Origin of the sequence: Pseudomonas kitaguniensis (genome assembly GCF_009296165.1) — a bacterium.
Classification (GTDB): domain Bacteria; phylum Pseudomonadota; class Gammaproteobacteria; order Pseudomonadales; family Pseudomonadaceae; genus Aquipseudomonas; species Aquipseudomonas kitaguniensis.
In genome coordinates, this window is record NZ_VUAZ01000143.1 from 13,665 (window position 1) to 27,363 (window position 13,699).

General features: G+C 61.5%; 8 protein-coding genes and 1 pseudogene. 6 read left to right on the forward strand and 3 right to left on the reverse strand.

The genetic code is table 11. The features are described from left to right. Positions 1-39: 39 nt before the first annotated feature. From F0169_RS22745 to F0169_RS22765, 5 genes are all read left to right on the forward strand, one after another. Positions 40-2,343, forward strand: coding sequence for a YgiQ family radical SAM protein (locus F0169_RS22745; RefSeq protein ID WP_152747676.1), 2,304 nt, complete (start codon positions 40-42; stop codon positions 2,341-2,343). 327 nt (positions 2,344-2,670) lie between these two features. Beyond that, positions 2,671-3,120 carry a hypothetical protein gene (locus F0169_RS22750; protein ID WP_152747677.1) on the forward strand — a complete coding sequence of 150 codons (450 nt, stop codon included), beginning with the start codon at positions 2,671-2,673 and terminating at the stop codon, positions 3,118-3,120. A gap of 187 nt (positions 3,121-3,307) precedes the next feature. Next, positions 3,308-6,598, forward strand: a complete 3,291-nt coding sequence (locus tag F0169_RS22755; protein WP_172979525.1) for a transglutaminase family protein — start codon at positions 3,308-3,310, stop codon at positions 6,596-6,598. A gap of 97 nt (positions 6,599-6,695) precedes the next feature. Continuing rightward, complete coding sequence (locus F0169_RS22760) at positions 6,696-9,182, forward strand: circularly permuted type 2 ATP-grasp protein (RefSeq protein WP_152747678.1); 2,487 nt, start codon at positions 6,696-6,698, stop codon at positions 9,180-9,182. Further along, positions 9,182-10,072, forward strand: a complete 891-nt coding sequence (locus tag F0169_RS22765; RefSeq protein ID WP_152747679.1) for a transglutaminase family protein — start codon at positions 9,182-9,184, stop codon at positions 10,070-10,072. Before F0169_RS22760 ends, F0169_RS22765 begins: the two co-directional genes overlap by 1 nt. Before the next feature lie 141 nt (positions 10,073-10,213). Here the strand turns inward: F0169_RS22765 and F0169_RS22770 are convergent, their stop codons facing one another. Beyond that, on the reverse strand, positions 10,214-10,402 hold the full coding sequence (locus tag F0169_RS22770) for a hypothetical protein (protein WP_152747680.1): 189 nt from the start codon (positions 10,400-10,402) through the stop codon (positions 10,214-10,216). Between the two features lie 333 nt (positions 10,403-10,735). On the opposite strand from F0169_RS22770, the gene azu reads away from it, so the two are divergent. Beyond that, positions 10,736-11,182: an azurin gene (gene azu, locus F0169_RS22775; protein WP_058411322.1), complete on the forward strand. Its 447-nt coding sequence runs from the start codon at positions 10,736-10,738 to the stop codon at positions 11,180-11,182. 243 nt (positions 11,183-11,425) lie between these two features. Here the strand turns inward: azu and nadE are convergent. Further along, positions 11,426-12,254: pseudogene (gene nadE / locus F0169_RS22780) on the reverse strand (ammonia-dependent NAD(+) synthetase). 3 nt (positions 12,255-12,257) lie between these two features. Further along, a complete protein-coding gene (gene pncB / locus F0169_RS22785; protein WP_058411320.1) occupies positions 12,258-13,472 on the reverse strand; it encodes a nicotinate phosphoribosyltransferase in 1,215 nt (404 codons plus the stop codon). Positions 13,473-13,699 lie beyond the last annotated feature (227 nt).

A 13,699-nucleotide genomic window follows, 5' to 3' on the forward strand; every position in this document is an offset into this window, starting at 1 on the left:
CCGCGCCCGCGATTTTTCATCTCAACACCGGTCACCGTCATGCAAACAGCCAAGCCGTTATTTGACTATCCCAAGTACTGGGCCGAATGTTTCGGTCCTGCGCCATTCCTGCCGATGAGCAGGGAGGAGATGGATCAGCTTGGCTGGGATTCCTGCGACATCATCATCGTCACCGGTGATGCGTACGTGGATCACCCCTCGTTCGGCATGGCAATTATCGGCCGGCTGCTCGAGTCTCAGGGCTTTCGCGTCGGGATCATTGCCCAGCCGAACTGGCAGTCCAAAGACGACTTCATGAAGCTCGGCGAGCCGAACCTGTTCTTTGGCGTCGCGGCCGGCAACATGGACTCGATGATCAACCGCTACACCGCCGACAAAAAAATCCGTTCCGACGACGCCTACACCCCTGGCGGCATGGCTGGCAAACGCCCGGACCGCGCGAGCCTGGTGTACAGCCAGCGTTGCAAGGAAGCCTACAAGAACGTGCCGATCGTGCTCGGTGGCATTGAAGCCTCGCTGCGCCGCATCGCCCACTACGACTACTGGCAGGACCGTGTACGCAACTCGATCCTGATCGATGCCACCGCCGATATTCTGCTGTATGGCAACGCCGAGCGGGCCATCGTCGAAGTCGCCCAGCGCTTGTCGTGGGGCCACAAGATCGAAGACATCACCGACGTGCGCGGCACCGCGTTCATTCGCCGTGACACGCCAGCCGGCTGGTACGAAGTCGACTCCACGCGTATCGACCGCCCGGGCAAGGTCGACAAGATCATCAACCCGTACGTGAATACGCAAGACACCCAGGCCTGCGCGATCGAGCAGGAAAAAGGGCCGGTTGATGACCCGGAAGAAGCCAAGGTCGTACAGATCCTGGCCAGCCCGCGCATGACCCGCGACAAGACCGTGATTCGCCTGCCGTCGGTAGAAAAAGTGCGTGGCGATGCGGTGCTGTATGCCCACGCCAACCGCGTGTTGCACCTGGAAACCAACCCAGGCAACGCCCGCGCCCTGGTGCAAAAGCATGGTGAAGTGGACGTGTGGTTCAACCCGCCGCCCATCCCGATGACCACCGAAGAAATGGACTACGTGTTTGGCATGCCTTACGCGCGTGTTCCACACCCGGTGTACGGCAAGGAAAAGATTCCGGCCTACGACATGATTCGCTTCTCGGTGAACATCATGCGTGGCTGCTTCGGCGGCTGCACCTTCTGCTCGATCACCGAGCACGAAGGCCGCATCATCCAGAACCGTTCCGAAGAGTCGATCATTCGCGAAATCGAAGAGATCCGCGACAAGGTGCCAGGCTTTACCGGCGTGATCTCCGACCTCGGCGGCCCGACTGCGAACATGTACCGCATCGCGTGCAAGAGCCCGGAAATCGAATCCGCGTGCCGCAAGCCGTCGTGCGTGTTCCCCGGCATCTGCCCGAACCTGAACACCGACCACTCGTCGTTGATTCAGTTGTACCGCAGTGCCCGTGCATTGCCGGGCGTGAAAAAAATTCTGATCGCTTCCGGCCTGCGCTACGACTTGGCCGTTGAGTCGCCGGAATACGTCAAAGAGTTGGTCACCCACCACGTTGGTGGTTACCTCAAGATCGCCCCGGAACACACCGAGGAAGGTCCGCTCAACCAGATGATGAAGCCGGGCATTGGCAGCTATGACAAGTTCAAGCGCATGTTCGAGAAGTACACCAAGGAAGCGGGTAAAGAGCAGTACCTGATCCCGTACTTCATCGCCGCCCACCCGGGCACCACCGATGACGACATGATGAACCTGGCCCTGTGGCTCAAGGGCAACGGCTTCCGCGCCGACCAGGTGCAGGCGTTCTACCCGTCGCCGATGGCCACCGCCACCGCGATGTACCACTCGGGCAAGAACCCGCTGCGCAAGGTCACCTACAAGAGCGACGCGGTCACCATCGTCAAGAGCGAAGAGCAGCGCCGTTTGCACAAGGCGTTCCTGCGCTACCACGACCCGAAAGGCTGGCCGATGCTGCGCGAAGCATTGACCCGCATGGGCCGCGCCGACCTGATCGGGTCGGGCAAGGAGCAGTTGATTCCGCTGCACCAGCCAGCCACCGACAGCTACCAGAGCGCGCGTCGCAAAAACTCGACGCCGGCCGGCAGCCACAAGGTCGCCAAGGAAACCACCACCAAAATCCTCACCCAGCACACCGGTTTGCCACCGCGCGGCAGCGACGGCAGCAACCCGTGGGACAAACGCGAGCAAGCCAAGGCCGCCGCAATGGTGCGCAACAAGCAGGCCGCCAAGGAACGCACCGACGCGGCCAAGGGCAAAGGCAAGAAGCCAGCTCGCAAGCCTGTGGTGCCGCGTTGATCGTCGCCTGAACATGCCAAACGCCAGCCTCGCGCTGGCGTTTGGCTTTCCAGGCATTGCCTTTGCCACAACCTGTGGGAGGCGCTGTCGCGCGGCGGGTCTGGAGTACACAGCAGACTTGCTTTCTGTGGGAGCGGGCTTGCTCGCGATTGCACGGTGTCAGCTAAGTATTTTTCAACTGACACACCGCAATCGCGAGCAAGCCCGCTCCCACAGTTGACTGCATCGTGCTTGAGATCGGGGCCTTTTACACTGTGGTTCGCCCACCTGAGGCTTGCTCGTGCGGCGTCAGTTCAATCAATCCCATTTCAAGGAAGATCACCCCCAATGAATGAGCTGCCCGGCATTCGCAGTTTTCTATCGATGTATTTCCCGGTGTTCATTGGGGCGATCCTGGCGTCGGTGTTTACCCTGGCAACGGCGCTGCCGCTGTTTTTCGACAGTTACTTTCAACACCTCCCGTTGGCTGACAGCACCAAGTATTCGTTTTTCGGTGGGCTCGCACTCACGCTGGTCGTCGTGCAGTGCAATTTCATGATCGCGCGCGGTTATCCGAACTGGGTGAGGCCGTTGGTGGCGTTATTGGCCCTGTGTGTTATGGGCGTAGTGCCCACCGTCACCCAAGGCGCAAGCCCTCTGGTGTATGCCGTGACCTTGCTGTTTCCGCTGTTGGCGCTGCTACTGCTCAACAGCAAACGCCACCGCGAAATGCGCCGCAAACTGCTCGAAGTACGCCACCTGCGCCAGGCCATAATCGCCGCGCACAAAGCTGGTTGACTGAGTAGATTCACCACCCGGCCTCACACGTGCGCCACAAATATGTGCAAGGCTTGCACCATTGCCGCAGCCAGGGTGCCGTTTTGGTGCTGTACTGCAGCGTGACTTACGTAAAAGCACAATGACCGCCGCTCTGGCATAAGTCTTGCGCGCGTTGTTTTCATGCCCTGGCTCGCAGGAGGCCGCCGTGTCGATTCATGTCGCGTTGCACCACGTTACGCATTACCGCTACGACCGCGCTGTCGAACTCGGCCCACAGATCGTGCGCTTGCGCCCGGCGGCCCACAGCCGTACGCGAATTTTGTCTTACGCGCTGAAAGTGCTGCCCGAGCAGCACTTCATCAATTGGCAGCAAGACCCACAGGGCAACTACCTGGCGCGCCTGGTGTTCCCCGAAAAGACCGACCAACTGCGCATTGAGGTCGACCTGGTCGCCGAGATGGCGGTGTTCAACCCGTTCGATTTTTTCCTTGAGCCCTACGCCGAAAGCATCCCGTTCAGCTACGCCGCCGATGAGCAGCGCGAGCTGGCGCCGTACCTCGAAACCCTGCCGCTGACGCCGAAGTTTGCCGCCTACCTGGCCGGTATTGATCGCACGCCGTTGCCGGCGGTGGACTTTCTGGTGGGCCTCAACCAGCGCTTGGCGGCTGATATTGGTTACCTGATCCGCATGGAACCGGGCGTGCAAACCCCGGAATTCACCCTGGAAAACGCCTCGGGCTCCTGCCGTGATTCGGCGTGGTTGCTGGTGCAACTGCTGCGCAACCTGGGGTTGGCGGCGCGTTTTGTGTCCGGCTACCTGATCCAGTTGACCGCCGACGTCAAGGCCCTCGACGGCCCGTCCGGCACCGAGGTGGACTTCACCGACCTGCACGCCTGGTGCGAAGTGTATTTGCCCGGCGCGGGTTGGATCGGCCTGGACGCCACGTCCGGTCTGTTCGCCGGTGAAGGGCATATCCCGTTGGCGTGTAGCCCCGATCCCTCGTCTGCTGCACCGATCAGCGGGCTGGTGGAGCCGTGCGGGTGCCAATTTACCCACGAAATGTCGGTTGAGCGCATTTGGGAAGCGCCACGGGTGACCAAGCCCTACACCGAGGACCAGTGGCTGGCGATTCAGGCCTTGGGTCGGCAGATTGACGGCGACCTGCTCAACGATGACGTGCGCCTGACCATGGGCGGCGAGCCGACCTTCGTTTCGATTGATGACCCCGACGGTGCCGAATGGAACACCGCCGCGCTGGGGCCAGACAAACGGCGCCTGTCCGCCGAGCTGTTCCAGCGCATGCGCCAGCACTACGCGCCCCAAGGCCTGGTGCACTTCGGCCAGGGCAAGTGGTACCCCGGCGAGCAACTGCCGCGCTGGTCGCTGAACTGCTACTGGCGCCGCGACGGCGTGCCGATCTGGCACAACAGCGCGCTGATCGCTGATGAACAACAGGATTACGGCGCCGACGGCGAATTGGCTGGGCGCTTTTTGGCCAGCGTTGCCGAGCGCTTGAAGCTGCCGGCGCGCTTTGTATTTCCGGCCTTCGAAGACAACTTTTACTACCTGTGGCGCGAAGGCGCACTGCCGCTGAACGTCAGCGCCCAAGACCCGCGCTTGAGCGATGAACTGGAGCGCGAACGCCTGCGCAAAGTGTTCGGCCAAGGCCTGGATAAAGTCATCGGCCAAGTGCTGCCGCTGGCGCGCACCGCCGCCAATGACCGCTGGCAGAGTGGCCGCTGGTACTTGCGCGATAACCACTGCCGCCTGGTGCCGGGCGACTCGCCGCTGGGCTATCGCTTGCCCTTGGCCTCGCAGCCGTGGGTGACGGCGGCGGAGTACCCGTTTGTGCACCCCACCGACCCGAACCAGGACCAGCCGCCACTGCCGGGCACCGCGCAACTGCAAAGCCATGGCGAACCCGCGCCGAGCGATGAGCGCACGCCAACGCTGGACGAGTCCGCTGACTGGCTGACGCGCACCGCGTTGTGCGCCGAAGCTCGCGAAGGGCGGCTGTACGTGTTTATGCCGCCGCTGGAACGCGTCGAGGACTACCTCGAACTGGTCGCCGCCATCGAAGCGACCGCCGAAGAACTGCACTGCCCGTTGCTGCTGGAAGGCTACGAGCCGCCAGCCGACACGCGCCTGAGCAATTTCCGGGTGACGCCAGACCCCGGCGTGATCGAGGTTAACGTGCAGCCGTCCGCCACGTGGGACGAGTTGGTGGAACGCACCGAATTCCTCTACGAAGAAGCGCGGCAAACCCGCCTGACCACTGAAAAATTCATGATCGACGGCCGCCACACCGGCACCGGCGGCGGTAACCATTTTGTGCTGGGCGGCGCCACACCCAAGGACTCACCGTTCTTGCGGCGCCCCGACCTGCTGCGCAGTTTGATCAGCTATTGGCATAACCACCCGTCACTCTCGTATCTGTTTTCCGGGCTGTTTATCGGCCCCACTTCGCAGGCGCCGCGCGTGGACGAAGCGCGTAACGACGCGCTGTATGAGCTGGAGATTGCCTTCGCGCAAATGCCCGCGCCGGGCGAAGAGTGCCCGCCGTGGTTGGTGGACCGCTTGTTGCGCAACTTGCTGATCGACGTGACGGGCAACACACACCGCGCCGAATTCTGCGTCGACAAGCTCTACTCGCCCGACGGTGCGACCGGTCGCTTGGGCCTGCTGGAACTGCGCGCGTTTGAAATGCCGCCGCATGCGCGCATGAGCCTGACCCAGCAATTGCTGCTGCGCGCCTTGGTCGCACGCTTTTGGCGTGAGCCGTACGCGCCGCCGAAACTGGCGCGCTGGGGCACCGAGCTGCACGACCGCTTTTTGTTGCCGCACTTTATCGAGCAGGATTTCGCCGATGTGATCGCCGAACTCAACGCCGCCGGCTACCCGTTGCGCGCCGAATGGTTTGCCGCGCACTTGGAGTTCCGCTTCCCCAAGGTCGGCGATTACGCCGTCAGCGGTATCGAACTGGAGCTGCGCCAAGCGCTGGAGCCCTGGCACGTACTGGGCGAGGAGGGCGCGGTGGGCGGCACGGTGCGCTATGTGGATTCGTCGCTGGAGCGCTTGCAGGTGAAACTCAGCGGGCTGCCGCCGCAGCGTTATCTGCTGACCTGCAACGGCATCCCGGTGCCGCTGCACGCCACCGGCCGGGTGGGCGAGTTTGTCGCCGGCGTGCGTTACCGCGCCTGGCAACCGGCGAACTGCCTGCAGCCGACGATCGAGGTGCACGCGCCGTTGGTGTTCGATGTGCTTGATACCTGGATGCAACGCTCGCTGGGCGGCTGCCAATACCACGTGGCCCATCCGGGCGGGCGCAATTACGACAGTTTGCCGGTGAACGCCAATGAAGCCGAAAGTCGGCGCATGGCGCGGTTTTTCCGTGTTGGCCACACACCCGGCAAGCTCAGCGTTCCCACGGTGGTCATTAACGATGAATTGCCGATGACCCTGGATTTGCGGCGTTTCCCCAATAAAAATGACTAAATACAATCCAAAATGTGGGAGCAGGCAAGCCTTCTCCCACACTAGATTGCAGTGAGTTTGAATTACACTGAGCCCCTTTGCCCCCGCCGAGCGTTCCATGCCCGACTTGCTCGACCAATACCCGCTGACCGCGGGCACTTATCACGAATTGCTGGACGACAGCGGCGCGGTGCGTGCTCATTGGCAGCGCCTGCTTGATCACCTGCAACGCAGCACACCCGCGCAGTTGGCCCAACGCCAGGCGCTGCTGACCCGGCAGATTCAGGAAAACGGCGTGACCTACAACGTCTACGCCGACCCCAAAGGCGCCGACCGCCCGTGGGAGCTGGATTTGCTGCCGCACGTGCTGGCCTTTGAAGAGTGGCAGCACCTGTCGGCGGGCATCGCCCAGCGTGCGCGCCTGCTGAATGCGGTATTGGCCGACCTGTATGGCCCGCAGCGCTTGATCAAAGCGGGCTTGCTGCCGGCTGAATTGGTGTTCGGGCATAACAATTTTTTGTGGCCATGCCAGGGTATTCAGCCGCCTGACGGTGCGTTTCTGCACCTGTATGCGGTGGACCTTGCGCGCACGCCGGATGGCCGCTGGTGGGTCACCGCCGACCGTACTCAGGCGCCGTCGGGCGCCGGCTATGCGCTGGAAAACCGCACCATCGTGTCGCGCGCGTTCCCGGATTTGTACCGCGATTTGCAGGTGCAGCACCTCACCGGGTTCTTCCGCACGCTGCAGGAAACCCTCGCCCGTCAGGCGCCCGGCGACGACCAGACACCGCTGATCGTGCTGCTCACGCCGGGGCGTTTCAACGAAAGCTATTTTGAACACCTATACCTCGCGCGCCAGCTCGGTTACCCGTTGGTCGAAGGCGGCGACCTGACCGTGCGCGACAGCACCGTGTTCCTCAAAACGCTCAGTGGTTTGCGCCGCGTGCACGCGATCATGCGGCGCCTGGACGACGATTTTTGCGACCCGCTGGAGCTGCGCACCGACTCTGCCCTCGGCGTGCCGGGCCTGCTCGATGCCGTGCGCCAAGGCAATGTGCTGGTGGCGAATGCCTTGGGCAGTGGCGTGCTGGAATCCCCCGGGTTGCTCGGCTTTTTGCCGAAGATCAACCAGTTCCTGTTCGGCGAAGATTTGATTCTGCCGTCGATCGCAACCTGGTGGTGTGGCGAGGCGCCGGTGCTGGCCGAGGCCTTGGAAAAGCTGCCGGAGTTACTGATCAAACCGGCCTTTTCGTCGCAAAGTTTTACGCCGGTATTCGGCCGCGACTTGAACCACGAACAGCGCCACGCGCTGGCCGAGCGCATGCGCGCGCGGCCTTATGCGTATGTTGCCCAAGAGCTGGCGCAATTGTCGCAGGCGCCGGTGTGGCACACCGTCGATGACCATTTGCAACATCGCGCCATCGGCATGCGGGTGTACGCGGTGGCCAGTGACCAGGGCTACCGCGTGCTGCCCGGCGGCTTGACCCGCGTGGCGGCCGAGGCGGATGCCGAAGTGGTGTCGATGCAACGCGGCGGCGCCAGCAAAGACACGTGGGTGCTCGGCGAGCGCGCAGCCGCCGGTGAGCAGTGGCGCGCGCAGCGGCCGATTGGCGCGCATGACCTGGTGCGCCGCGACCCATACCTGCCGTCGCGCGTGGTTGAAAACCTGTTTTGGTTTGGCCGTTACTGCGAGCGCTGCGATGACAGCGCGCGCTGGCTGCGCATCGTGCTGGCGCGGTATGTCGACGGTGACGACCCGCTGGCGTTGCAGGCCGCCGTCGAACTGGGTGAAAACCTGCGCTTGCTGCCCGAGGAAGGCGAGTTACCCGAGCGTCTGCTCGCCGCCTTGCTGGGGGATGACTGGCCGTCGAGCCTGCGCGCCAACCTGCAACGTTTGCAATGGGCGGCGTCGCAGGTACGTGGCAAGTTATCCCGCGAAAACTGGCAGGCGTTGGTCGAGCTGCAACGCGAAGCCCTGGAGCTGGAACGCGAAACCGCCGACTTCGGCGAGCTGCTGGATTTTCTCAACCGCTTGGTGATGTCCCTGGCTGCGCTGTCCGGGTTTGCCCTCGACGACATGACCCGTGACGAAGGCTGGCGCTTTTTGATGATGGGCCGGCGCATCGAGCGCCTGCAGTTTCTCAGCAGCAGCCTCGCGGCGTTCTTGCGTGGCGTGGCCGTGTTTGATCAGGCAGGGCTTGAGTGGTTGCTTGAGCTGGGCAACAGCAGCATCACCTATCGCTCGCGTTACCTGGCCGTGCCGCAGTTGATTCCAGTGCTCGACTTGTTGTTGCTGGATGAGCAGAACCCGCACGCGGTGCTGTTCCAGTTGAAACTGGTGAGCCGCACCCTGCGTCGCCTCAACGACGATTTTAGCGTGCCGCGGGAAACCGGCCTGGCGCCATTGGTGGAGCGCTTGGCGCGCTTTGACCTGAGCTGCCTGGAGAACTCGCTGTTTGGCGAGCCCAGCGTGCGTGCCGCGCTGGATGGGCTGGCCGACCTGCTGCAAGCAGTCGCCGATGAGAGTGGCCAAGTCTCGGATCGCCTGGCGTTGCGCCACTTTGCCCATGTGGATGATGTCAGCCAGCAAACGGTGTCGCTGTGATGAGTGCGCGTTACCAGATTTTCCACGACACCCATTACCACTACGACAGCCCGGTGTCGCTGGCGCAGCAACTGGCGCACCTGTGGCCGCGGCCCTGCGCCTGGCAGCGGTGCACGTCGCAGCAGTTGGAGATCAGCCCGCAGCCGTCTTCGCGGCGTGATGAACTGGATGTGTTCGGCAACCCGATCACCCGCCTGGCGTTCGAGCGGCCGCATGATGAATTGTTGGTCAACGCCGGGCTGACTGTCGAAGTGCTGGCGCGGCCTGCCCTGGATTTTCGCCAGTCACCGCCTTGGGACCAGACGCGCGACAGCCTCACCTACAGCAGCCAGCCACTCTCGGCAGAGCTGATCGAAGCGTGCCGCTATCGCTTCGAATCGCCCTACGTGCACCTGAAACAAATCTTCGTCGAATTCTCCGAAAGTTGTTTTCCACCCGGCGCGCCGCTGTTGCTGGGCGTACAGGCATTGATGCAGAAAATTTTCAGCGAATTCACCTTCGATGCCGAAGCCACCCAAGTCGCCACGCCCCTGGTGGAAGTGCTGGAGCGCCGACGCGGCGTGTGCCAGGACTTCGCCCACCTGATGCTCGCGTGTGTGCGTTCGCGCGGCCTGGCGGCACGCTATATCAGTGGTTACTTGCTGACCCAGCCACCGCCCGGCCAGCCACGGCTGATCGGTGCCGATGCGTCCCACGCGTGGGTCTCGGTGTATTGCCCGGTGTCGGGCTGGGTGGATTTTGACCCGACCAACAATGTGCAGCCCGCACTCGAACACATCACCCTGGCCTGGGGCCGGGACTTCTCGGATGTTTCGCCATTGCGCGGGGTGATTCTGGGAGGCGGCAACCACGACCCGGAAGTGCGGGTAACGGTGATGCCACTGGAGTAACGCAAGGATCGTTCCCACGCGCTGCGTGGGAATGCCTGCTGTGACGCTCTGCGCCACTAATGCGCAGGCTTCGAACCTTACTGTGCGCCGTGACGCGAAGCGTGCGCGGCGGCATTCCCACAGGGCGTAGGAACCCTCAAATTATTCGGCCGGGGTTTTCGGTGTTTCGGTGTCGTCAGATGCCACTTCACCGTCACCTTCTGCATCCGGGTTCAGTGCGCCGGTTTCTTCATCCACAGCGGCTTTTTTGCGTTGCAGTTTTTCCTCTTTCTTCTGTTCCTTGGCCAAGTCTCTCTGACGTTTGGCGAAGGAGTAATTAGGTTTGGCCATGGGCGATCCTCTAGGGTCGAAGGTGAGGGTGGGCGGCACGCAGCTGCCTTGGGTCGCTATGGTAGCAGCTTAGCAACGCACTTGGGCCTCACTTACCGCACGCGTAGGCAGCCAGCAGGCCGTTGAACAGTTGGTTAAGGTGCATGGCAGGCGCTCCGGTGGGTGACGCGCTGATCATAAGCGGGTCGCCGAAGGTTGGCTGGTAGATTGTGTTGATCAGTCTGATAGCCTAAAGTTGTATACAATCTGTTGATACAGATCATAAGAATTCTAGCCTGCTTGAGGCAACCTCATCACACTACGTTATTTTTAAACCCTGCCTTGGAGATTCACATGTTTGCCAAACTCGTTGCTGTTTCCCTGCTGACTCTGGCGAGCGGCCAGTTGCTTGCCGCAGAGTGCACGGTCACCGTCGACTCCACCGACCAGATGTCCTTTAACACCAAGGCCATTGAAATCGACAAAAGCTGCAAGACCTTCACCGTTGAGTTGACTCATTCCGGCAGCTTGCCGAAGAACGTCATGGGCCATAACTGGGTGCTGAGCAGCGCCGCCGACATGCCTGGCATCGCCAGCGACGGTATGGCTGCGGGTATCGACAAAAGCTATTTGAAAGACGGCGACAGCCGCATCATTGCGCACACTAAAATCATTGGTGCGGGTGAGAAAGATTCCGTGACCTTTGATGTGTCGAAGCTGGTTGCCGGTACGGATTACGCGTTCTTCTGCTCGTTCCCGGGGCACATCTCGATGATGAAAGGCACGGTGACCGTTAAGTAAGACCGCGTTATCGTTCATCGCGAGCAAGCCCGCTCCCACATTTTGACCGCATTCCTGCAGGGGAACCGGGCCACCTGTGGGAGGGGGATTGCTCCCACATTTTGACCGCATTCCTGCAGGGGAACCGGGCCACCTGTGGGAGGGGCTTGCTCCCACATTTTGACCGCATTCCTGCAGGGGAGCCGGGCCAAATGTGGGAGGGGGCTTGCTCCCGATAGCAATCTACCGGTCACCCTGCTCAGCTCAGGGTGCGAACGGCATCAGTCGCTTGTGCTCGGTCTTGCGGTAAGTCTCACAAATAATCCTGAACGCTTCCTCGCGCACCGGCTGACCGTGCAAGAAGGCATCGATCTCGGCGTAGGTCACGCCATGCGAGGCTTCGTCGGGCTTGCCCGGTGACAGGTCTTCCAGGTCCGCTGTCGGCACTTTTTCTACCAGCGATTCCGGCGCACCAAAGTGTCGGGCGATCGAGCGCACCTGGTTTTTCACCAAACCGCTCAAGGGCGCAAGGTCACAGGCGCCATCACCGAACTTGGTGAAAAAGCCCATCACGGCTTCCGCCGCATGGTCAGTGCCAACCACCAAACCACCGGCAGCCCCCCGCGATGGTGTACTGCGCCACCATGCGCATGCGCGCCTTGGTATTGCCCAGCACAAAATCACGCGACACCGCCGCCTTGCCCTCAAACGCCGACACTTCATTGGCCAGGGCTTTCACCGCCGGGCCGATGTTCACGGTGTGGCGCTCGTCCGGCTCGATAAAGTCCACCGACGCCTGGGCATCAATTTCATCGAGCTGGGTTTGATAGGGCAAACGCACGGCGATAAAACGGTAGGCCTCATCGCCGGTACTGGCGCGCAATTCTTGCATCGCACGTTGCGCCAGCAGGCCTGCGGTCAGCGAGTCGACGCCGCCGCTGATGCCCAGTACCAAGGTCTTGAGCCCGGAATTACGCAGGCAGTCCTGAATAAAGGCCACGCGGCGAGCAACCTCAGCCTCAAGATCCGCCTGGTCGTTGAACGGTGCTTGCACCTTGAGCTGCTGCGCAATCTCACGCTGTACGGCTTGCATGATTCACTCCTTGCTGGAAAGGGCAGGTACTTTAAAAACGTGGCGCAAATAGGCGACGAAATTCGGGTCGGTGCAATGGGTCTTGCCCGCCTCATCGGAGATTTTCGCCACCGGCTGGCCATTGCAGGCCGTCATTTTAAGCACGATGCTCATCGGTTCAACACCTGGAATGTCACAGGTCAGGTTGGTGCCGATGCCGAAGCTCACATTGATCCGACCACGCAGCGCGCGGAAAATCTCCAGGGCCTTGGGCAGCGACAGGCTGTCGGAGAACACCAGGGTCTTGCTCATCGGCTCGATGCCCAGCTTGTGGTAGTGCGCGATGGCTTTTTCGGCCCACTGTATCGGGTCGCCGGAGTCGTGGCGCAGGCCGTCGAACAGCTTGGCGAAGTACAAATCGAAGTCGCCCAAAAAGGCGTCGGTGGTGATGCAATCGGTCAGGGCGATGCCCAGCAGGCCACGGTATTCGCGCACCCAGCAATCGAGGGCGGCGATTTGGCTGTCGATCAGGCGCGGGCCAAGTTGCTGGTGGGCCATGATCCATTCATGCGCCATGGTACCCAGCGGCTTCATATCGAACTCGCGGGCCAGGTGCACGTTGCTGGTGCCGACAAAGCGCCCGGGGAAGTCGTGCTTGAGCACGCTCACCACCTCTTCCTGCACCCGGTACGAGAAGCGCCGGCGCGTGCCGAAATCGGCCACTTGCAGCTCAGAGAGCTCATCGCTACTGGCGTTTGCGGTCAGCCAGTCAAACTTGCGATACAACTGCTCGCGAGCTTGTTCAAGGATCACGGTCTGGTAGCGGTAGCGGTTACGTACTTCGCTGACGATGGCCAGCATCGGCACTTCAAACAGGATCACGTGCAGCCACGGCCCGCGCAGGCGGATAAACAGCTCGCCGTTTTCGATGCCGGTTTGCACATAACGCAGGTTGAAGCGAAACAGCCCGAGGAAGCGCAGAAAATCCGGCTTCATAAAGCTGATGCGTTCGAGGAAATTCAGTTGGTCCGGGCTCAGGCTCAGCTCGGCAAGGCGCTCGATCTGGTAGCGGATCTCCGCCAGGTACGGGCGCAGGTCCTCACTGTTGCGGCAACGAAACTCCCATTCAACTTCCACGTTCGGGTAGTTGTGCAGCACCGCCTGCATCATGGTCAGCTTGTAGAAGTCGGTGTCGAGCAGGTTCTGCACGATTCGATCGGCAAACACACTCTCGCTCATAACGGGAATCTCCAGACGGGTCGGCGATGGGCGCCGACCTTTACGCACAATTAAGGAATGGCGCTAGTGGCGCATAGACCTGTGGGGTTTTGCCAGCGATTTTTTATTTTGGGATTTTTGCTGCAGCCACTGAAGCCATCGGGAGCAAGCCCCCTCCCACATTTTGGCTTGTGAACACATTCAAACTGTGGGAGCAAGCCCCCTCTCACATTTTGGTTTGTGAACAC

Bases quoted from the DNA above. Each gene is read 5' to 3' on its own strand.
- pncB (WP_058411320.1), bottom strand. From the start codon at position 13,472: ATGAGCGAGAGTGTGTTTGCCGATCGAATCGTGCAGAACCTGCTCGAC.
- F0169_RS22745 (WP_152747676.1), top strand. From the start codon at position 40: ATGCAAACAGCCAAGCCGTTATTTGACTATCCCAAGTACTGGGCCGAA.
- F0169_RS22770 (WP_152747680.1), bottom strand. From the start codon at position 10,402: ATGGCCAAACCTAATTACTCCTTCGCCAAACGTCAGAGAGACTTGGCC.
- F0169_RS22765 (WP_152747679.1), top strand. From the start codon at position 9,182: ATGAGTGCGCGTTACCAGATTTTCCACGACACCCATTACCACTACGAC.
- F0169_RS22760 (WP_152747678.1), top strand. From the start codon at position 6,696: ATGCCCGACTTGCTCGACCAATACCCGCTGACCGCGGGCACTTATCAC.
- azu (WP_058411322.1), top strand. From the start codon at position 10,736: ATGTTTGCCAAACTCGTTGCTGTTTCCCTGCTGACTCTGGCGAGCGGC.
- F0169_RS22750 (WP_152747677.1), top strand. From the start codon at position 2,671: ATGAATGAGCTGCCCGGCATTCGCAGTTTTCTATCGATGTATTTCCCG.